The 21,596-nt window shown below is 62.6% G+C and carries 10 protein-coding genes; 2 read left to right on the top strand and 8 right to left on the bottom strand.

Annotated elements, in window-relative coordinates:
* From ACFQ6Y_RS25480 to ACFQ6Y_RS25445, 8 genes are all read right to left on the bottom strand, one after another.
* On the bottom strand, positions 1-11,936 hold an 11,936-nt coding region (locus ACFQ6Y_RS25480; protein ID WP_378638578.1), incomplete at its 3' end, for an amino acid adenylation domain-containing protein.
* 457 nt (positions 11,937-12,393) lie between these two features.
* A complete protein-coding gene (locus ACFQ6Y_RS25475; RefSeq protein WP_039973146.1) occupies positions 12,394-12,999 on the bottom strand; it encodes a 3-oxoacid CoA-transferase subunit B in 606 nt (201 codons plus the stop codon).
* Between the two features lie 41 nt (positions 13,000-13,040).
* The gene (locus ACFQ6Y_RS25470) at positions 13,041-13,796 is read right to left on the bottom strand and encodes a CoA transferase subunit A (RefSeq protein ID WP_378638573.1); all 756 of its coding nucleotides are present in this window, start codon (positions 13,794-13,796) and stop codon (positions 13,041-13,043) included.
* 3 nt (positions 13,797-13,799) lie between these two features.
* Positions 13,800-14,627, bottom strand: a complete 828-nt coding sequence (locus tag ACFQ6Y_RS25465) for an HpcH/HpaI aldolase/citrate lyase family protein (protein WP_378638568.1) — start codon at positions 14,625-14,627, stop codon at positions 13,800-13,802.
* Positions 14,624-15,112, bottom strand: a complete 489-nt coding sequence (locus ACFQ6Y_RS25460) for a MaoC family dehydratase (protein WP_003942078.1) — start codon at positions 15,110-15,112, stop codon at positions 14,624-14,626. Before ACFQ6Y_RS25460 ends, ACFQ6Y_RS25465 begins: the two co-directional genes overlap by 4 nt.
* Positions 15,109-16,272, bottom strand: a complete 1,164-nt coding sequence (locus ACFQ6Y_RS25455; protein ID WP_007730190.1) for an acyl-CoA dehydrogenase family protein — start codon at positions 16,270-16,272, stop codon at positions 15,109-15,111. Before ACFQ6Y_RS25455 ends, ACFQ6Y_RS25460 begins: the two co-directional genes overlap by 4 nt.
* Entirely contained in the window at positions 16,272-18,311 is a 2,040-nt protein-coding gene (locus ACFQ6Y_RS25450) for an acetyl-CoA carboxylase biotin carboxylase subunit (RefSeq protein ID WP_378638564.1), read from the bottom strand. Before ACFQ6Y_RS25450 ends, ACFQ6Y_RS25455 begins: the two co-directional genes overlap by 1 nt.
* A gap of 5 nt (positions 18,312-18,316) precedes the next feature.
* Positions 18,317-19,906 carry a carboxyl transferase domain-containing protein gene (locus tag ACFQ6Y_RS25445; RefSeq protein ID WP_378638561.1) on the bottom strand — a complete coding sequence of 530 codons (1,590 nt, stop codon included), beginning with the start codon at positions 19,904-19,906 and terminating at the stop codon, positions 18,317-18,319.
* Positions 19,907-20,004: 98 nt separating this feature from the next.
* Between ACFQ6Y_RS25445 and ACFQ6Y_RS25440 the strand changes: the two genes are divergently transcribed.
* Together ACFQ6Y_RS25440 and ACFQ6Y_RS25435 are read left to right on the top strand one after the other, a co-directional pair.
* Positions 20,005-20,604, top strand: a complete 600-nt coding sequence (locus tag ACFQ6Y_RS25440; RefSeq protein ID WP_003941968.1) for a TetR/AcrR family transcriptional regulator — start codon at positions 20,005-20,007, stop codon at positions 20,602-20,604.
* Between the two features lie 48 nt (positions 20,605-20,652).
* Positions 20,653-21,399: a GTP pyrophosphokinase family protein gene (locus ACFQ6Y_RS25435; protein WP_019744227.1), complete on the top strand. Its 747-nt coding sequence runs from the start codon at positions 20,653-20,655 to the stop codon at positions 21,397-21,399.
* The last annotated feature ends 197 nt before the right edge of the window (positions 21,400-21,596 follow it).

The following is a 21,596-nucleotide window of genomic DNA, read 5'->3' as shown; positions in this document are numbered from 1 at the left end:
TGGCTCACATGCACCGTCGTCTCCGTGATGCCGTACATGTTCACCAACGTCGGCGCGAAGTCACCGCGGCGGCCGTACCAATCCGACAAGCGACGCAGCTCGAGCGCCTCGCCGCCGAAAACAACCCACCGCAACGACAACTCAGCGGCCCGACCGGATTCCGACGCCAACCGATCAGCCTCGGCCAACTGATAGAACGCCGACGGCGTCTGATTGAGCACCGTCACCCGCTCAGCAGCAAGCAACTCCAAGAACTGCTCCGGCGAACGCGACGTCACATAATCCACAACAACCAACGTGCCGCCGTACAACAGCGGACCCCACAACTCCCACACCGAGAAGTCGAACGCATAACTGTGGAACATCGTCCACACATCGGATTCGTCGAACCCGTACACACTCTCAGTATTCGCAAACAACTTCGCCACCGTCGTGTGCGGAACCTGCACACCCTTCGGGCGACCCGTCGAACCCGACGTGTAAATCACATACGCAACATTCGACGACCGCAACGGCGCAACACGATCCGCATCCGAAACCGCAGAACCATCGAACTCCGACACATCCACCGCGTCGATATCAACCACAGGCAAACCAGCGGGCAACACCAACTCACGCCCGGACCACGAAATCGCAGCCACCGGAGCAGCATCAGCCAACATGAACTCGACACGATCAGCCGGATACGACGGATCCACCGGCAGATACCCCGCACCGGACTTCACCACCGCCAACAACGCCACCACAAGATCCGCCGACCGCGGCAACGCCACCGCCACCAACGACTCCGGACCACAACCCTGAGCAATCAACCTGCGCGCCAAACGATTAGCCCGCACCGACAACTCACCATACGACAACGACTCGCCACCGAACCGCACCGCAACCCGATCACCAAACCGAGCAGCAGCATCATCGAACCACGCCGACAACGTCGAATCCACACCACGATCGATCTGGCCGGCACTGAAGCGGGACAGCAGGTTTCGTTCTCCATCGACCAAGATGTCAACGTCACCCACCGCTACGGTGGGATCAGCAGTCACCGCACGGAAGGTCCTTACCAGCCGATCACCGAATTCCACAACGGTCGACTCGTCGAACAGATCCGTCGCATACGTCAAAGAGGCGGACATTCCGGCGGGTGCGCCGGCGTCGTCGGTTCGTTCGGTCAGGGTCAACTGGAGGTCGAATTTCGCCAGCGCAAGATCGGCACTTTCGATCGACACTTCGAGGTCGCCCAGTTCGAGCGTTGTCTGTTCGTGGTTCTGGAACGTCAATGCCACCTGGAACAGCGGATGACGAGCCTGCGAACGAACCGGATCCAGAACCTCCACTACACGCTCGAACGGAACATCCGCATGCGCGAACGCCTGTAGATCCACTTCACGCGCCGAAGCCAACAGATCCGTGAACGACATCGACGGATCAACCTCGGTACGCAACACCAAAGTGTTGACGAACATACCGATCAGATCGTCGAGCTGCGCCTCACCGCGACCCGCGATCGGTGTACCGATCGCGATGTCGGTCGTTGCGGACAAACGAGAAAGTACGACGGCGAGCGCTGCGTGAACAACCATGAACGGTGTCGAGTTACTGCTGTGCGCAATCGAATTGACAGCTTCGTGCAGGGTGGCGTCGATATCGAACTCGACCTCGGCTCCGCGCCCTGAAGCGACCTCGGGACGCGGACGATCGGCAGGCAGATCCAACTGCTCCGGAAGATCAGCCAACGCATCCGACCAGAACGCAATCTGCTTCGCGATCACGGACCGCGGATCGTCCTCGGACCCGAGAACCTCACGCTGCCACAACGAGTAATCGGCGTACTGCACCGGCAACGGCGTCCAAGCCGGCACCGACGCTCGTGTACGTGCTTCGTAGGCAACCATCACGTCACGGGTCAACGGACCCATCGAGAAACCGTCGGTTGAGATGTGATGCACGACGAACACCAGAACGTATTCGCTGTCGCCGACTTTGAAGAGCTTGGCGCGCAACGGGACTTCGGACGTCACGTCGAAGCCGACTGTCGCCAGCTCGGCGACGCCCGCAGCCAGGCGATCTTCCGTGATCGACACGGGGCTGAGATCGACGACAACGTCTTGGACGTCGAGGACGTCCTGATAGCCGACGCCGTCGACGTCTGGATACACAGTTCGCAGTGATTCGTGTCGGCCCACGACATCGATCACGGCGGCGTCAAGAGCTGCCACATCGAGGGCGCCCGAAATCCTGATCGCCGCCGGGACGTTGTTCACTGCCGACGCGGGTTCGAACCTGTTCAGGAACCACATGCGCTGCTGCGCCAACGAAAGTGGGATCCGAGCTGGCCGGGGCTGCTGCACCAGTGGGGCGGTGGCGCCCGAACCGGCGTGCAGCTCGAGCCGGACGGCGAGTGACTGCACGGTCGACGCTTCGAAGAGCGCACGAACCGGAACGCTTGTGTCGAGCGCCTCTCCCAGCCGAGCGGCGACACGGGTCGCGATCAACGAGTTGCCGCCGAGTTCGAAGAAATCGTCGTCGCGGCCAACCTGTGCGACTCCGAGAACTTCGGAGAACACCTGCGCGACAGTCTCTTCGACGGTCGTGATCGGCGCCTGGTACACCTTGGACTCGAACACGGGCGAGGGCAGAGCCTTGATGTCCGTCTTGCCCGCGGTGGTCAACGGAATCGAATCGAGTACCAGTACCGAGTCGGGGACCATGTAGCCGGTCAGGAACGTCGACACCGACTCGATGACCTGTGCGGGATCCACCTCGGCGCCGGCCTGCGGCACGACGTAGGCAACGAGACGATCTCCGAAGTGATCGTCGGAACGAACGAGAGCAACAGCTTGCGCAACGCCCGCGCAACGGGTCAGCGCGGCCTCGATCTCACCGAGTTCGATACGGAACCCACGGATCTTGACCTGGAAGTCACTGCGGCCCACGTACTCCACTGCGCCACCGTCGATCCACCGGACCACGTCACCCGTGCGGTACAACCGCTCTCCCGGCGCCCCGAACGGGTCTGCGACAAAACGACCCGCTGTCAATGCCGGCTGTCCCAGGTATCCACGAGCGACCTGAACACCCGACACGTACAACTCACCTGCGACACCAACCGGAACGGGCTGCAAGCGGCCGTCCAAGATCCGCGCGGCCATTCCCCGAATCGGGCCGCCGATGTTCATACGATCAAACGCGGTCAGCGTATCGCTGATGTTCGAGGCGACTGTCGACTCCGTCGGACCGTACGCATTGAAGAATCCACGCACACCGCCATCCGGAAGCGGCACCGCCCACTTGGCAACGAGAGACCGCGAACTGGCTTCGCCACCGACGACAACCACCCGCAACGCGTCGAGCCCGCTCGGATCCACTGATGCCAGCGCAGCGGGCGTCACGAACGCATGCGTCACGCCCTCCGAGCGCAAGATCTCGGCCAATTCCGCGCCGCCGTACACCGTCGTCGGCGCAATCACCATCGTCGATGCTGCTCCGAATGCCATCAGCAACTCGAGAACAGAAGCATCGAAACTCGGCGAGGCGAAATGCAGCGTTCGAGCATCCGCGGTCAGCGCATAGCGCTCGACCTGCTCGGCGCAGAAGTTCGCCACACCCGCATTGGTGACCACAACGCCCTTGGGCAGACCCGTGGTGCCAGAGGTGTAGATGACGTAAGCAGGCTGCCGCTCGTCGATCGCACTGCGTCGATCCGAATCACTCACCGGCGCGCAAGATTCTGCCGCGCACGCCGCCACTGTCTTCTCGTCGTCGAGAACAACCCACGCCAACGCCGACGGCAATCCTGCCTCGACGTCACTGAGCGCACCTGCCTCGACGTCACTGAGCGCAAGACCCAGCACCGCACCGGAATCGGAGATCATGTGGGCGATACGGTCAACCGGATACGTCGGGTCGACGGGCACGAATGCAGCACCCGATTTCACCACTGCCCACAGAGCGAGAACTGAATCGGCCGAACGCGGAATCGCGATCGCGACCCGATCCTCCGGCCCGACGCCCTTCTCAATCAGAACACGAGCGAGTCGCGACGACCGCTCGTCGAGTTCGCGGTAGCTGATCGACTGACCGTCGAAGCGAATCGCATCCGCCGACGGATCCACAGCGGCCGCCGCTGTGAGAATCTCGACCAGGGTTCCCGAGACCGACTGACCTCCATGAACATCGGCCAGTACACCCCGCTCGGTCGCATCGAGAATATCGATGTCACCGACGACAATCGAAGGAACCGACACGACAGTCTCGAGGATACGAACCAGACGCCGAGCAAAGCCCTCGACCGTCGAAGCGTCGAACAGATCTGCAGCAAACGTGAATTCGGCCGAGAGCCCTTGCTGGATCCCGTCTTCGCCGATCGACTCTGTTACTGCGAGTTCGAGGTCGAACTTGGCAGTGGTCGTGTCGATTTCGGCGGCCTTGATCGCCAGTCCCGGCAGTTCCAATGCCGTTTGCGCGAGATTCTGCAAGGACAGCACAACCTGGAACAGCGGATGTCGGGCCTGCGACCGGGCGGGAGCCAAGACGTCCACCAACCGCTCGAAGGGCACGTCCGAGTGAGCGAACGCTCCGAGCGCAGAATCACTCGCCGCAGCCAGCAGATCCGTGAATGCCTGGGTCTGGTCGACCTCGGTGCGCAGAACAAGCGTGTTGACGAACATACCGACGAGATCGTCGAGCGCCTCGTCCCCGCGACCGGCAACAGGAGTGCCCACGGCGATGTCCGAGGTCCCGCTCAGTCGGGCCATCAGAACGGCAAGCGCCGAGTGCAACGCCATGAAGAGCGTCGCGTTGTTCTCCCGTGCCAGCGCGTCCAATCGACGGTGCACATCCCCGGAGATCTCGAACGCGAATCGCTCGCCGCGCATCGACGCCACATCAGGCCGAGACCGGTCCGACGGAAGCTCGATCACATCCGGTAGGTCTGCCAGAGTCTCGGTCCAGTACGAGATCTGCTGCGAGATCAGTGATTCCGAGTCGTCTTCCGACCCCAGAACCTCACGCTGCCACAACGAATAGTCGGCGTACTGCACAGTCAACGGCTGCCACGCCGGCGCGATCCCGTCCTTGCGTGCCGAGTAGGCAATCATGACGTCGCGAGCCAGGGGCGCCATCGACCAACCGTCAGCGGCGATGTGATGAACCACGATCGCAAGGGTGTGCTCGGTGTCGCTGACCGTCAACAGGCGGACACGGATCGGCACGTCGACGGTGACGTCGATCGCTGAGGATCCGATTGCAGCGACTCGACTTTCGAGCTCGTCCTGATCCGAAACCGACTCCACGGTCAGCCCGCCGAACGCCTCCGAGAGCGACAGAATCGACTGCTTCGGTCCGGAAGCCCCGTCCGGATATACCGTTCGGAGCACCTCATGCCGGGCCAGTACGTCCTCCAGCGCCATTTCCATCGCGGCAGTATCGAGATGACCAGTCAGGTGCAGAGCAAAAGTGATGTTGTAAGCAGCTGAGTCGGTATCGAAGCGGTTCAGGAACCACATGCGCTGCTGCGCCAGCGACAACGGAATTTCCGCGGGACGCACCTGTGCGACGAGCGCCTTCTGCCCGCCGCTACCTACGTGCGACTCGATGTGTGCGGCGAGCGCCTCGACGGTGGAAACGTCGAATAGCGTTCGCACCGGCACCGTAGTGTCGAGCGCCCGCCCCAATCGGGAGGTGACCTGAGTAGCCACCAGGGAGTTGCCACCGAGTTCAAAGAAGTCGTCGTCGAGACCGACTCGTTCCACTCCGAGAACATCCGCAATCACCTGCGCGACAATCTCTTCCACCGGCGTGGTGGGTGCACGAAACTCGCGGACCTCGAAAACAGGCTCCGGCAAAGCCCGGCGATCCAATTTGCCCACCGGGGTCAACGGAACCTCAGCGAGTTCCATGATGACGGACGGAACCATGTAGCTCGGCAGAGCCTCCGCCACGAACGAGGCGAGCACGTCCCGATCGAAACTCGACCCGTCAGCCAGTTCGACGTAGGAAACGAGGGTTGTGACACCCGCCGCGCCTTCGCTTCCGACCGTCACCGCGAAGCGCACAGACTCGTGCGAGGACAAAACTGCGTCGATCTCACCGAGTTCGATACGGAATCCGCGAACCTTGACCTGGAAGTCACTGCGGCCGACGTATTCGAGAACCCCCGCGTCATCGCGCGCGTCTCCGCCGGTCCAGCGCACGACATCGCCGGTCCGGTACATTCGTTCGCCATCCGGCGAATACGGGTTGGCGACAAACCGTTCCGCAGAAAGGCCTCGCCGCTCATGGTAGCCGCGAGCCAATGCAGCGCCCGCAAAGTAGAGCTCTCCCCTGGTACCGACTGGAACAGGATGCAGACGCTCGTCGAGTACCAGTGCCGACATGCCCTCGACGGGACGCCCGATGTCGATCGATCGGCCGATCGCGAGATCGCCGAACGACGAGATGATAGTGGTCTCGGTCGGACCATACCCATTGAAGTAGGCGCGCCCTGGGGCCCATTTCGCCAGCAACTCGGGAGTGGTCACGTCACCGCCGACGGAGACGACTCGCAATTCAGGCAGCTCTGCCGGCTCCATGGTCCCGAGTACTGCGGGAGTGATGATCGCGTGGGTGACCTTCTCGGAAAGAAGAAGATCCGACAACTCGTGTCCACCGATAATTGTCGACGGAACGATCACCAAAGTTGCACCCGCGGAGAAGGCGACCATCCATTCGAGTACCGACGGGTCGAAGCTCGGTGAACAGATATGGAGGAAGCGCGAGGACTGTTCTACCTCGTAGCGACGCTGTGCTGCGTCTCTGACCCCACGGAGTCCACCGTGAGTGACGCTGACACCCTTCGGTTTTCCCGTGGAACCGGATGTGTAAATGACATATGCAACGTGAGAACTGTGAATCGGAGCGATTCGGTCCTCGTCCGTGACCGGCGCTGAAGATTGCGCCGACAGTTCTCCGTTCAGCGCCTGGCCGTCAAGGACCAACCATTCTGTGACCGCAGGAAGCTGATCTACGAACTGTCCCGACGTGAGTCCGATCGCGGCCGAAGAATCGGCCAGCATGTGCCGGACACGATCTTCCGGATAACTCGGGTCGACTGGGACGTAGGCTGCCCCTGACTTCGCCACCGCCCATACTGCACAGACCATCTCGTACGAGCGAGGAAAGGCGAGAGCAACAATGGTCTCGGGGCCGGCGCCACGTCCGATCAGAACCCGTGCGAGCTTCGACGACTGCTCATCGAGCTCTCGATAGGTGATCGATCGACCCTCGAAGCGCACAGCAACCGAATCCGCCTCAGCCGTGCCGGACAGGAAGATGTCGACGAGACTCTGCCGGGGCATCGTGTCATCCGCGGCTACGACCGTCAGATCGGTGCGCTCGGAGCGTGAGAGCAGGTCGATATCGCCGACGATCGTTTCAGGTCGGGTAGCCACGGCATCGAGGATGCGCACGAACCGAGTAGCGAAAGTGTTCACCGTGGCCGGATCGAACAGGTCCGTGGCATAGGTGAAGGTGGCGCTCAAGACGTCCGAGTCTTCGCTGCCTTCAGGATTCTCGGACACCATGAGCTCGAGATCGAATTTGGCGACCGGCACTTCCAATTCAGCTGCAACTGCTTTGACACCTGAGAATTCCAGTTCGCGTCGTCCACTGATCTCCGCAGTGAGCGCAACCTGGAACAGCGGGTGTCGAGCCTGCGAACGCGCCGGACTCAGAACTTCGACCAACCGCTCGAACGGCACATCGGCATGCCCGTAGGCAGACAAGCCCGATTCCCTTACCTGAGCGAGCAACTCTTCGAATCGTTCGTTCGGATCGACCTCGGTGCGAAGCACCAGGGTGTTCACGAACATGCCGATCACGTCGTTGAGCGCTTGATCGCCTCGCCCACCGATCGGGGCACCGATCGCGATGTCGGAGGTACCACTGAGCCGGCTCAACAGCGTTGCATACGCCGCCTGCAACACCATGAACAGCGAGACGCTCCTCGAGCGCGCCAACTCGTTCAACTTGCGCGTCGTGCGTTCGCTGATCTGAAAATGGTGCTTGGCACCGTGATTGGACGCGATGGCAGGACGAGGTCGGTCGGTCGGCAGATCCAACTGATCCGGCAGATCGGCAAGTGCCCGGCGCCAGAAGTTGATCTGGCGAGACGACTCCGAGCGCGGGTCTTCGTCGGATCCCAGTGCTTCGCGCTGCCACAGGGCGTAGTCGGCGTACTGAATCGGCAGCGGCGTCCACGCCGGCGCAGACTTCTCACTTCGCGCCGAGTATGCGACGAGAAGGTCACGTGCGAGCGGACGGAACGACAGTCCGTCTGCAGCGATGTGATGGAGAACCATCACCAGGACGTAGTCCGTCGGAGACACCTCGAAGAGAGCAACCCGTACCGGGATTTCGAGCGTCACGTCGAAGCCGCGAGACGCCACGTCGAACAGGGCCGCGTCGAGATGCGAATTCCGAATCTTGACCGGGTTCAACTCCACCGCGGCGCGGTCGACCGGCAGAACCAACTGTTGCGCAGTTCCGTCGACATCAGGGTAGATCGTCCGCAAGGACTCGTGCCGCTCGAGAAGATCCATCACCGCGGCATGCAGGGCGGACGGGTCCACCGAACCGGTGAGCCGGACCGTGAACGGAAGGTTGTACGCGGGCGTCGACGGATCGAGACGGTTGATGAACCACATGCGCTGCTGCGCAAGCGAGAGCGGGACGACCTCGGGACGAGGCTTGGCGATCAGCGGCGCGAGCTGCCTGGCGTTGCCCGCCACCAACTCTGCGCGGGCGGCCAGAGTAGCGACCGTGGTGGATTCGAAAAGCTCTCGAACGCCGAGTTGCACTCCCAACGCCGAACCCACTCGAGTCACCAATTGTGTTGCAACCAGAGAGTTTCCACCGAGCTCGAAGAAGTCGTCGTCAATACCGACGCGCTCGACACCGAGTACGTCGGCAAAGACGTCAGCGACAACCCGCTCGATGTCGGTGCGGGGCTCGCGGTACTGCTTCGCACTCGCGAACACCGGCTCGGGCAACCCGGCACGATCCAATTTGCCACTCGTGTTGAGCGGCAACGCATCCAACACCATCAGCGCGGCCGGAACCATGTACGACGGGAGGCTTCGCCCGGCGAACTCACTGAGCACCGCAGCATCGATGTTTCGGCCCGGACCCGGCACGACGTAACCGACCAATTGATCACCGGTCGGGGTGACGGTCACCAAGACGACAGCCTGGGAAACGTCGGGGTGTGCCAGAAGAACGGTCTCGATCTCACCGAGTTCGATGCGCTGCCCACGGAACTTCACCTGGAAGTCGGTTCGCCCGATGTAGTCGAGATTTCCGTCCTCACGGCGTCGGACGAGGTCGCCGGTACGGTACATGCGCTCGCCGGCTGTGCCGTACGGATTGGCTACGAACCGATCCGAACTCAGATCAGGACGACCAACGTATCCGCGCGCAAGTTGCACGCCGGCGAGATAGAGCTCACCCGGCTGACCGATAGGCGTCGGGCGAAGTTGCCCGTCCAGTACGTGCGCCTGAGTGTTCCACTGCGGCATACCGATCGGCACAGAAGTAGTGTCCGAGGGCACGGCCTCGTAGTAGGTGACCGACACCGCGGCTTCGGTCGGACCGTACAGGTTGTGCAATCCGGCATCACAGAGTTCGCGGAAGGCCGACGACGTCTCGGGTGGGAGTGCCTCACCGATGACGAACACGTGACGCAACGAATCACAAGATCCGGCAGGTGCATTCGCCGTGAACAGCGTCAGCATGGAAGGCACGAAGTCGGTGATCGTGACGCCGAGTTCCGCGATCTTGTTCGCGACGTAGATCGGGTCCCGATGGCCGTCCGGAGTCGCGACGACGAGCGTGGCGCCGACCTGCAACGGCATGAAGAATCCCCACAGCGACACGTCGAATGTCGTCGCGGTCTTCTGCAGGTAGATGTCCGACGCCGAAAGCCCGTACTCGGCGTTCATCCACTGAAGCTGATTGTTGATCGCCGCGTGAGTGACCGCGACACCCTTGGGTCGACCGGTCGAACCCGAGGTGTAGATCACGTACGCAGTGTTCGAGAAATGCAAGGGAGACAGGCGATCCGCGTTGACGATCGGCCTGCTGTCGAGCTGCCCATAGTCCAGTGTGTCGATCTCGATGACCCGTGTGCCCGAGGGCAGATCCACGTCGTCCCGCGCAGTGGTCACAACACACGTGGGCTGCGCCGACTCGAGAATGTAGGCGGTGCGGTCGGCTGGGTGGTCGGGATCCACCGGCACCCAGGCTCCGCCAGCCTTGGCAATCGCGTACAGACCGACCATCAAGTCCAAAGACCTGCGGATCGACAGTCCTACAAGCGATTCGGGTCCAACACCCATGGCGATGAGTTGACGAGCCAAACCATTTGCGCGAGAGTCGAATTCGGCGTATGTGAGGCTGGCGCCTTCGAAAACGACAGCGGTGGCATCGGGAGTTCTCTCGACCTGACGCTCGAATGCTTCGGCGATGGTCTGCGAGGCAACGTGGAAGCCGGTGCGGTTCCACAAAGCGACCTTGTTCCGCTCCTCGTCGGTTGCGACGGGGAGATCCCATACTTTGCGGCTCGTTTCGGCCGAGACGAACTTCTCGAGGAACTCCACGAATCGTGAGTGATTTCGCTGGGCGTCCGCGGGCGCGTACAGATTGGGATTCGACTCGAAATCGATGTGCGTGCGGGTATCGCCGACGCTCTGGTAGAGGTTGACACCGAGGTCTTCGATCAAACCCGTGGACAGGATGTGAAGCTCGCCGACGAGGGGCCCGAATGCCAACTCGGTGGAAAACATCATGATGTTGATCCAGGGACCGAAGAATCCGCCCCGGCCCGGCCCGTCACCGCCGCGAACCATGTCCTCGTGTCGGTACCGCTGGTGGCGCAGCGCGCCGGACATTTCGTTCCTGACGTCGTCCAGAAGATCCTGGACGGTGGTCTCTGCAGTGACGGTCAGTCGCAGCGGAACGACATTGGAGACCATGCCACCGGATCGGCGCAGCACGGCTGTCGTTCGACCGGAAACGGGCAGACTCAGCGACACGTCCTCTCGTCCGGTCATCTGAGCGAGGTACGCCGCAAACGCCGCGACGACAGTGCCGGCAACAGTGGTCTTCTCGATGCGCTCGAGGAACCGCCCGAGCAGCGCCTCGACGTGGTTGGACAGCGCTGCACTGTCGATCCGACTGACTGGAGCCGGTGCGGCACTTCGACCCGCGAGGCTCGAGATCTCGTCGAGATTCTCGATCTTGTCTGCCCAGTACTTGCGATCGGTTTCGAAACGACTCGACTGGCGGTACTTGTTGTCCACCTCGTAGACGTTCCGGAGATCGGAGGCCTCACTCGGCTCCGGATCCCGGCCCTCCACGCGCGCCGAGTACAGCTCCGCCACACGAGTGACGAACGTCGACGCACCGAATCCGTCGAGAATTGTGTGGTGGACCCGTGTGTACCAGTAGTAGCGATTCTCGCCGAGCCGCAGGATCGTGGCAGAGATCAAGCGGTCCGTGAGCATGTCGATCGGCCGGCTGCGATCTGCTCGCATCCACCGCATGGCAGCGTCGTGCGAGTCGTCTTCACTACGAAGGTCGACGTAACCGACCGAATCATCGAGTGTGGGGTCGATGATCTGGTACGGCTGGGCGTCGATCTCGAAGATCCGGACGAAGGCCGACCCGATTTCGCGACCGGCGTCTGCGCAGGCCTGGCGAAGGGCGTCAAGTTCCAGAGCACCACGGAGTTCGACGTACTGAGCGATGTTGACCGGAACGGCGGGATCGAGGTGCTGCGCGAACCACATACCGAGCTGGGCCGCGGAAAGCGGGAATGCGTCGGATCGCTGAACGTCTTCCGGCGAGCTGCCGACCTCCGGCTTGCCGCTCCCCAGTTCTCCGTTAACCAGCGAATTCACGCCCACAGCCTCTCTTCCACACCATTGCGCACCCGTGCGAGCCGAACGTCCGATTCGCAGCAGCTACCGACCTCATCCAACCTCGACGAGCCAGAACCACCCATTGTCTCCGATACATAGGTGACAAGAGAAATCCATACCCCGGTGTATCGACGGTTTTGTTGCAATTCGTTACAAATCGCCCAGCTCATCTACCCCCCGATCGCATTGCCGAATCGCACCGTTCAGACGCGGCGCGCGACACCTCTCCCCCTGGGACAATCAATTGCAACCGACGATCTACACCCCAATCCACATCAGTCACCTCGGACAATTTACAGGGCCGCCAGGTACTGGGTGCCTGAGCTCGAACAAGATTCGACAGTCGCTGATCGAGACTATCGGTACACGCCGACAGACCGACGAAAGAACGCGCCGACCAGCGGTCGGCGCGTTCTTCGATTTACGGTACGAAGCTTCAGGAAAAGCCCACACCAGTCACACTCTTCAGGTGCTCGCTGCTGACCCCTGGAGCCAGCTCCACAAGCTGCAGCCCGTCCGCGGTGACGTCCAGCACTGCCAGGTCGGTGATAATCCGGTTGACGACGCTCTGACCGGTAAGCGGCAGCGTGCAGGCCTCGACGATCTTGGGATTGCCGTCGCGGTCGGTGTGCTCCATCACGACGATGACGCGGCGGGCTCCATGGACCAGGTCCATCGCCCCGCCCATACCCTTCACCATCTTGCCCGGCACCATCCAGTTGGCAAGGTCACCGGTCTTCGATACCTGCATCCCGCCGAGCACCGCGGTGTCGATGTGACCACCGCGGATCATGCCGAAGGAGAGAGCCGAGTCGAAGAACGCGGCGCCTGAATTGACGGTGACGGTTTCTTTACCTGCATTGATGAGGTCGGCATCGACCTGATCATCGGTCGGATACGGTCCAGTACCAAGGATGCCGTTCTCGCTGTGGAGGACCACCTTGACGCCCTCGGGCAGGTAACTGGGGATCAGCGTCGGCAGGCCGATGCCGAGGTTGACGTACTCCCCCGGCCGCATCTCGGCGGCAGCGCGAGCGGCCATCTCGTGGCGAGTCCAACCGATACGGGTTTCCTCTGCACTGGTCACTTGGTGCCTCCTGAGACGGTCCGCTTCTCGATCCGCTTCTCCTGTGGGCCTGTGTGTACGACGCGCGCGACGAACACTCCAGGTAGGTGCACGTGCGCGGGGTCGATGTCGCCCGGCTCGACGAGGTTCTCCACCTGCGCGATGGTGATCCGGCCGGCCATGGCAGCAAGCGGGTTGAAGTTCATCGCCGTCTTGTTGAAGACGAGATTGCCTTCGGTGTCACCGTAGTCCGCATGCACGAGCGCGAAGTCAGCCGTGATCGCCTCTTCCAATACATACGTGCGGCCACCGAACACTGCCGTCGTCTTCGGCGGAGACGCCACGGCGATCGAACCGTCGGGGTTGTATCGCCACGGCAAGCCTCCCTCGGCAATCGGTGTGCCGACGCCGGCGGGGGTGTAGAACGCCGGAATGCCGGTGCCGCCTGCTCGCAGCCGCTCGGCCAGTGTCCCCTGCGGCGTCAACTCCACTTCGAGCTCACCGGCGAGATACTGGCGCGCGAACTCCTTGTTCTCCCCCACGTACGACGCCGTCACCCTGACGATCCGGTGCGCACCGAGCAGAATGCCGAGACCGTAGTCGTCGACACCGCAGTTGTTGGAGAACACCTCGAGATCGGTGGCATCGCCGTCGGCGATCGCCGCGATCAATGCGTCGGGAATACCGCACAGCCCGAAGCCGCCCACTGCGAGCCTGGATCCGCTCGCGATGTCGGCAACTGCCTCAGCTGCCGTATTCACGACTTTGCTCATCCGCTAGTTCTCCTTCTGATGAAAGATTCCGGCTCGGTGAAGAACCTTCTCGGCGTGACGGAGAACGGGAGCGTCGACCATCTTGCCCTCGAACGCGAACACACCACGTTCAGTAGACACCGCGGCAAGCACTCGTGTGGCCCAGTCGATCTCTTTTTCCGAAGGCGCGAAGGCACCACGGATGACCTCGACCTGACTCGGGTGGATCGCAACCTTCACGTCGAAGCCGACTGCGACGGCGTCAGCGGACTCGACGCCGAGGCCGACGAGGTCCTTGATGTCGAGGTAGACGGAATCGACAGCCAACCGGCCGTAGCTCTTCGCAGCGAGGAGGGAGGTAGAGCGAACGTGCTTGGCAACGTCGCGGTACGAACCGTTCGGGTGCCTGCTCGAGTTACCGCCGAGCCCGGCCACAAGATCCTCGGCTCCCCACATGACACCGATGGCGTTCGCGGCAAGCGCGATGTCGGCCACGGCGAGGGCTCCTCGCGGCGACTCGACGAGTGCAACGACGTCCGCCGGCGCGAGAGAGAGGACGTCCTCCGCCGATTCGCACTTCGACAGCATGAGACGCGAATAGTGCGTGCCGTCCAACGCAGCCAAATCGAGTTCGTGATCACGAGTACCGACCGGATTGACGCGCACGACCGTCCGCTCCGGATCGAGTGGAGTGTCGATCAGGGCCGCACGCGCAGCTTCCTTGTCGGCCGGAGCCACACCGTCTTCGAGATCGAGGATCACGACGTCGGCGACAGCGGCGGCCTTCGCGTAACGCTCGGGTCGATCCGCCGGGCAGAACAGCCACGCCGGCCCCGGCGGCGTCCACGTCACGAGGACACCTCGGCCGGGCGGAGCTGCACCAAGGTCTTGCGCGTGGCGAGTGCCACGACGTCACCGTGCTGGTTGCGTCCGGTGTGCACGAGCGTCACGATGCCTTCGCCCGGACGGCTCTTCGACTCACGCTTGTCCGCGATGAGCGTCTCGGCGTACAGGGTGTCGCCGTGAAAGAGCGGCTTCGGGAAGCTGATCTCGGAGAAACCGAGATTGGCGACGATGGTGCCCTGCGTCAACTGCGCGACCGAGAGGCCAACGATTGTCGAAAGGGTGAACATCGAATTGACCAGCCGCACACCGAATTGAGTGTCCTCGCTGTACGCCGCATCAAGATGCAGCGCCTGCGTGTTCATCGTCAGAGTCGTGAACAGGACGTTGTCAGCCTCGGTCACCGTTCGACCTGGCCGGTGCTCGTAGATCGCGCCGACCTCGAACTCCTCGAACCAGAGTCCGCGCTGAGTGATCTTCTTGGGGTTCGTCACAACCCTGCCTCACGAGCGATGAGCATCAACTGCACCTCGGTGGTTCCCTCACCGATTTCGAGGATCTTGCTGTCACGGTAGTGACGCGCGACGGCGTACTCGTTCATGAAGCCGTATCCACCGTGGATCTGGGTGGCGTCGCGAGCGTTGTCCATGGCAGCTTCGGAGGAGATGAGCTTGGCGATGGATGCCTGCTTCTTGAACGGCTTGCCCGACAACATGAGTGCGGCCGCGTCGTAATACGCGGTACGTGCGACGTGTGCACGAGCCTCCATACGCGCGATCTTGAACGCGATGGCCTGGTTGTGTCCGATGGGGCGACCGAACGCCTCGCGCTCCTTCGCGTACTTGATCGACTCGTCGACGCAGCCCTGGGCGGCACCGACGCTCAACGCGGAAATGGCGATACGGCCTTCGTCGAGGATGCGCAGGAAGTTCGCGTAGCCGCGGCCGCGCTCACCGAGCAGATTCTCTTCGGGGACACGAACATCGGCGAATGTAAGGGGATGGGTGTCGGACGCGTTCCAGCCGACCTTGTTGTATGCCGGTTCGGCCGTGAAGCCCGGCGTCGTGGTCGGCACGAGGATCGTCGAGATCTCCTTCTTGCCGCCGTCCTTGACACCCGTGACCGCGGTGACCGTCACGAGCTTGGTGATGTCGGTGCCCGAGTTGGTGATGAACTGTTTGTTGCCGTTGATGATCCACTCACCGCTGTCGAACTTCGCGGTGGTCTTGGTTCCGCCGGCGTCGCTACCCGCGCCGGGTTCGGTCAGGCCGAAGGCAGCCAACGACTTGCCGCTGGTGAGCTGCGGAAGCCACTCTTGCTTCTGTGCCTCGTTACCGAAACGGTAGATCGGCATGGCACCAAGGGACACACCGGCTTCGAGAGTGATCGCAACACTCTGGTCGACCTTGCCCAGCTCTTCGAGCGCCAGGCAGAGTGCGAAGTAGTCGCCACCCATTCCGCCGTACTCCTCGGGGAAGGGCAGGCCGAACAGTCCCATGTCCGCCATCCCGGCAACTACCTCGTACGGGAAGGTGTGGTTGGCGTCGTGCTCGGCAGCAACCGGTGCCACGACGGTCTTCGCGAAGTCCGCAACCGTCTTGGCGAGCTGCTGGTATTCGTCCGGAAGCGCTCCGGTGGCAAGGTAATCGGACATCAGGCGTCTTCCTTCTGCGTCGTGTTCTCGGTCTTTTCTTCGGCAGTCTCTTCGTCTTGGGCAGGTACCACACGGGCCAGAACCTGATCCACCATCACCTGATCGCCCTGACGGACAAGCACTTCCACGATCCCGTCGATCGGGGACGTCAAGGAGTGCTCCATCTTCATGGCCTCGACAACGACGAGGGGTTGTCCTGCGCTCACTGCCGCGCCGTTCTCGACGTTGACTGCGATGACGGCACCGGGCATGGGGCTGGCGATTTCGGCGTCACCGGCATGCTTGTCCTCACCGCGAACGCTGACTTCGGCAACCTCACGCACGTGCCAGGTTCCGCCGCCTGCCAGCCACAGACCACCATCGGTCTCGGCGACGACAAACGTGCGTCGGCGTCCGTCGATCACTACCGCCAGTTCGGATCCCGTCAGGGTCGCGCTGAATGCGCGCGGCTGTGAACCTTCGACCTCGACCTTTGCATCGGCGGGAACGCCGACGATCGCAACGTGCGACGTTCGGGTGCCGGCGGCGAGCCTGATGCTGGTCGGAGCGGGAGTTCCGACGCGCCATCCACTCGGGACGTCCCAGGGATCAACAGATTCCGAAGTTGTCCATCGCGATAGCCAGCGATACGCCGCGGCAGCAATGAGGACCTCGTCGGAGGCATCGGCTGCGACAAAGTCTTCGACGCGACGATCGAGCAGACCGGTGTCGAGGTTGCCCGCGATCACATCCGGATCAGCGAGGAGGAATCGTGCGAATTCGATGTTGGTCACGACTCCGAGCACTGCGGTGTCACCGAGTGCGCGATCGAGCTTGCGCAGTGCGCCCGCGCGGTCGGGAGCGTGGGCGATGACCTTGCTGAGCATCGGGTCGTAGTCACTGCCGACGACGGTGCCCGCGAGCAGTCCGGAATCGACGCGCACGCCGGAACCTGACGGCTCGACCAGATCGACGACGCGGCCGCCGGTCGGCAGGAATCCACGGCCCGGATCCTCCGCGTACACACGAGCTTCGATGGCGTGCCCGGTCAGCGTGATGTCACTCTGGGAGAAGGTCAACTTCTCTCCCGCTGCCACACGGACCTGCCATTCGACCAGATCCAGTCCGGTCACCATTTCGGTGACGGGATGCTCGACCTGCAGGCGGGTGTTCATCTCCATGAAGAAGAACTCGTCCGGCTTGTCGGCGGAGACGATGAACTCCACGGTGCCGGCGCCGGTGTAATCGACGCTTCGAGCGGTGTTGCAGGCTGCCGCGCCGATCCGGTCACGGGTCACCTGATCGAGCAGCGGCGACGGAGCCTCTTCGATGACCTTCTGGTGACGCCGCTGCAGGCTGCATTCGCGCTCACCGAGGTGGACGACGTTGCCGTGCTGGTCGGCGAGAACCTGGACCTCGATGTGCCGGGGCCGCAAGACGAATCGCTCGAGGAACAGGGTGTCGTCGCCGAACGACGACGCGGCCTCACGGCGGGCACTGCGAAGAGCCTCGGCCAGATTGGCCGGATCCTCGACCAGGCGCATTCCCTTGCCACCGCCGCCTGCCGAAGGCTTGACCAACACCGGGTAGCCGATGTCCTCGGCCGCTGCGATCAGTTCTTCGTCGGTCAGATTCGGGCGAGCGATACCCGGGACCACCGGCACGTCGAACGCGGCAACCGCATTCTTCGCGGTGATCTTGTCACCCATCACCTCGATGGCGTGCTCGGAGGGGCCGAGGAAGGCGATTCCGGCGGCCGCACAGGCAGCCGAGAACGCCGAGTTCTCCGACAGGAAGCCGTAACCGGGGTGAATACCCTGAGCACCGGTGGACTTGGCAGCGTCGATGACCTTGTCGATGACGAGGTAGCTTTCACGCGCCGCGGCCGGTCCGATGTTGACGGCAGTGTCGGCCTCGCGGACGTGGCGAGCATTCGCGTCGGCGTCGCTGTAGACGGCGACGCTGCGAATTCCCAACTCACGCAGCGTGCGGATCACGCGAACCGCGATCTCACCGCGGTTGGCCACGAGAACAGTATCGATAGTGCGCAACTCAGTCATTTCGCTCACATCCGGAAGACGCCGTAGGAGACCGGCTCAATCGGCGCGTTTGCACACACCGAGAGAGCCAGGCCGAGAACAGTTCTGGTATCTGCGGGGTCGATGACACCGTCATCCCACAGCCGCGCAGTGGAGTAGTACGGATTTCCCTGAGCCTCGTACTGCTCGCGGATCGGCGCCTTGAAGGACTCTTCGTCCTCGGCCGACCACGGATTACCCGCGCTGTCGAGCTGGTCACTACGAACCGTCGAGAGCACCGACGCGGCCTGCTCGCCGCCCATGACCGAGATGCGCGCGTTCGGCCACATCCACAGGAAGCGAGGCGAATACGCGCGTCCACACATGGAGTAGTTGCCGGCGCCGTAAGAGCCGCCGATGACAACCGTCAGCTTCGGAACTCGTGCACACGCAACTGCCGTGACCATCTTGGCGCCGTGCTTGGCGATGCCGCCGGCCTCGTAGTCGCGTCCCACCATGAAGCCCGCGATGTTCTGCAGGAACAGCAGCGGCACACTGCGCTTGTCGCACAGTTCGATGAAATGTGCACCCTTCATGGCGGATTCGCCGAAGAGAACGCCATTGTTGGCGATGATGCCGACCGGATGGCCCTCGATGTGGGCGAAACCGGTGACGAGCGTCTTGCCGTATTCAGCCTTGAACTCCTGGAACGCGCCACCGTCAACGAGCTTGGTGATGACCTCGTGCACGTCGTACGGAGTACGGGGATCGGTCGGAACGACGTCGTACAGCTCGCGCTGGTCGGCGACGGGCGGAACCGTGGAGATGACGTCCCACGGGCGCTCGGAGCGGGGGCCGAGTGTGGCAATGATGTTGCGCACGATCCGAAGTGCGTCGCGGTCGTCCTCGGCCAGGTGATCGGTGACGCCGGAAACCTTGGAGTGCAGGTCGCCGCCGCCGAGCTCTTCGGCCGTGACGATCTCACCGGTGGCAGCCTTCACCAGCGGCGGGCCGCCGAGGAAGATGGTGCCCTGGTTGCGGACGATCACTGCTTCGTCGCTCATCGCGGGCACGTAGGCGCCGCCCGCGGTGCACGAACCGAGAACTGCGGCGATCTGGGGAATCCCCTTGGCGCTCATGGTCGCCTGGTTGTAGAAGATCCGGCCGAAGTGCTCACGGTCCGGGAAGACCTCGTCCTGGCGCGGCAGGAAGGCGCCGCCGGAGTCGACGAGGTAAATGCAGGGAAGGTTGTTCTGCAGCGCAACTTCCTGCGCGCGCAGGTGCTTCTTCACCGTCATCGGGTAGTAGGTGCCGCCCTTGACCGTCGCGTCGTTGGCAACGATGACGCACTCACGACCCGACACACGGCCGATACCGGTGATGACGCCGGCGCCGGGGCACTCGTCGTCGTACAGGCCATTGGCCGCCAATGGGGACAACTCGAGGAACGGGCTGCCCTGGTCGAGCAGCGAGTCGACGCGATCGCGCGGCAGCAACTTCCCTCTGCTCACGTGACGCTCGCGAGAGCGCTCGTTGCCACCCGGCGCTGCTTGCGCCAGTTTCTTCTTCAGTTCGTCCACCAGAACGGTGTGATCGGACCGGTAGCCCGATCCTTGCGTGATTCCACTGGGAGTCATCCCGCCGCCTTCGCCATGAGTTAATGCTCGATAACTGAAACTAGATTAACTATGATTAACTGAGTTGTCCAGAACACAAGCGAAGAAAGATCGAGAGAATGACCTCTGAGCAGGTAGCAGCTCCGACGCGACGCGATCAGATGAAGGCCGACCGTCGACGTCAACTCTTGGACGCCGCCGCCCGGTTGATCGCCGAGCGCGGATTCGTGAGTGTGCGACTCGAAGACCTCGGCGCGGCCGTCGGCATCAGCGGCCCGGCCGTGTATCGGCATTTCCCCAACAAGGATGCCGTCCTCGTGGAACTTCTCGTCGGCATCAGCACGCGCCTGCACGAAGGCGGTTCTGCGGCAGCGGAGGCAGCGGACTCACCGAGCGCCGCTCTCGACGCATTGGTGGAGTTCCACCTCGACTTCGCGCTCGGCGAGCCGGACCTGATCCGCATCCAGGACCGCGACCTCGAAAGCCTGCCGGCCGACGCGCGTCGACAGGTACGCCAGACGCAGCGCAAGTACGTCGAGGTCTGGGTCGGGGTGCTCGAGCAACTCGATCCCCAACTCGATCAGGCGGACGCACGAATCAAAGCGCATGCAACTTTCGGTCTGATCAACTCGACCCCTCACAGCGCCAACCCCGCTTCGCCGGCACGCGCACGTCGCGTCCTGCGGGATATGACACTGGCCGCACTGCGCACCCACTGAAACCAGACACTGCACAATCGGTGGCAGACTGGTTACACCAGCTAACAGATGAGGGTGCCGAACGTGGAAGACAGCAGTGGGGTCAGCAGAGCCGATTTCGCCGAACTGCGGACCGAGTTCTCCCGCTTCATGATGTTGTACCAATTCGGAATCTCCGAACTGATGACCAAGGTGAACATCCTCAAGGACGAGTTCACGCACATCAATCAGTACAGCCCCATCGAACACGTGACGTCACGGGTCAAGTCGCCGGACAGCATCCTGCGTAAGGCTCAACGACTGAACATCCCGCTCACGATCGACGACATCTCGAAGAACATCTTCGACATCGCCGGAGTACGCATCACCTGCAGTTTCATTTCCGACACGTACCGCATAGCCGAGATGCTCACCAGCCAGACGGACCTTCGGGTGATCGAACGCGAGGACTACATCGCCGATCCGAAACCCAACGGCTACAAGAGCTTGCACCTGATCGTCGAGGTCCCGGTTTTCATGAGCGACCGCGTCCGGCACGTACCGATCGAACTCCAGATCCGCACCATCGCGATGGATTTCTGGGCAAGCCTCGAGCACAAGATCTATTACAAGTACAACCGCGAGGTCCCCGTCGAACTCCTCGACGAACTCACCGAGGCTGCTGCCGCGGCACACCGCCTCGACGTCAAGATGGAACGCCTCAACGACGAGTTCGCGAAAATCAAAGCGCTACCGCATCCTGACGACGAAATCCTCGAGCAGGATCTGCCGGCGCAGTTCCTCGAGGCGCTGCATCTTCAGCGGCGGGCGCTCTGAATTTGCGCACCCCTCCCCTGAGCGAACGCGCCTTTCGGCGCATCTGAAGCGACGAGAGTGCCGTTCGCTGACATCTGGGGTCGGACAACTAGGGCAAACCAGAAGTGGGGGCGCCCCCCGGGGGGGGGGGGGGGCCTTGGGGGTGTGTTTGGGGGGGGGGTTGTTTGGGGTGTGGGGGGGGGGGGGGCGCGGGGGGC

Source organism: Rhodococcus sp. NPDC056516 (genome assembly GCF_042794655.1).
GTDB lineage: Bacteria > Actinomycetota > Actinomycetes > Mycobacteriales > Mycobacteriaceae > Rhodococcus_F.
Note: the sequence above shows the minus strand (reverse complement) of the source record. Positions and strands in the feature narration are given on the sequence as shown.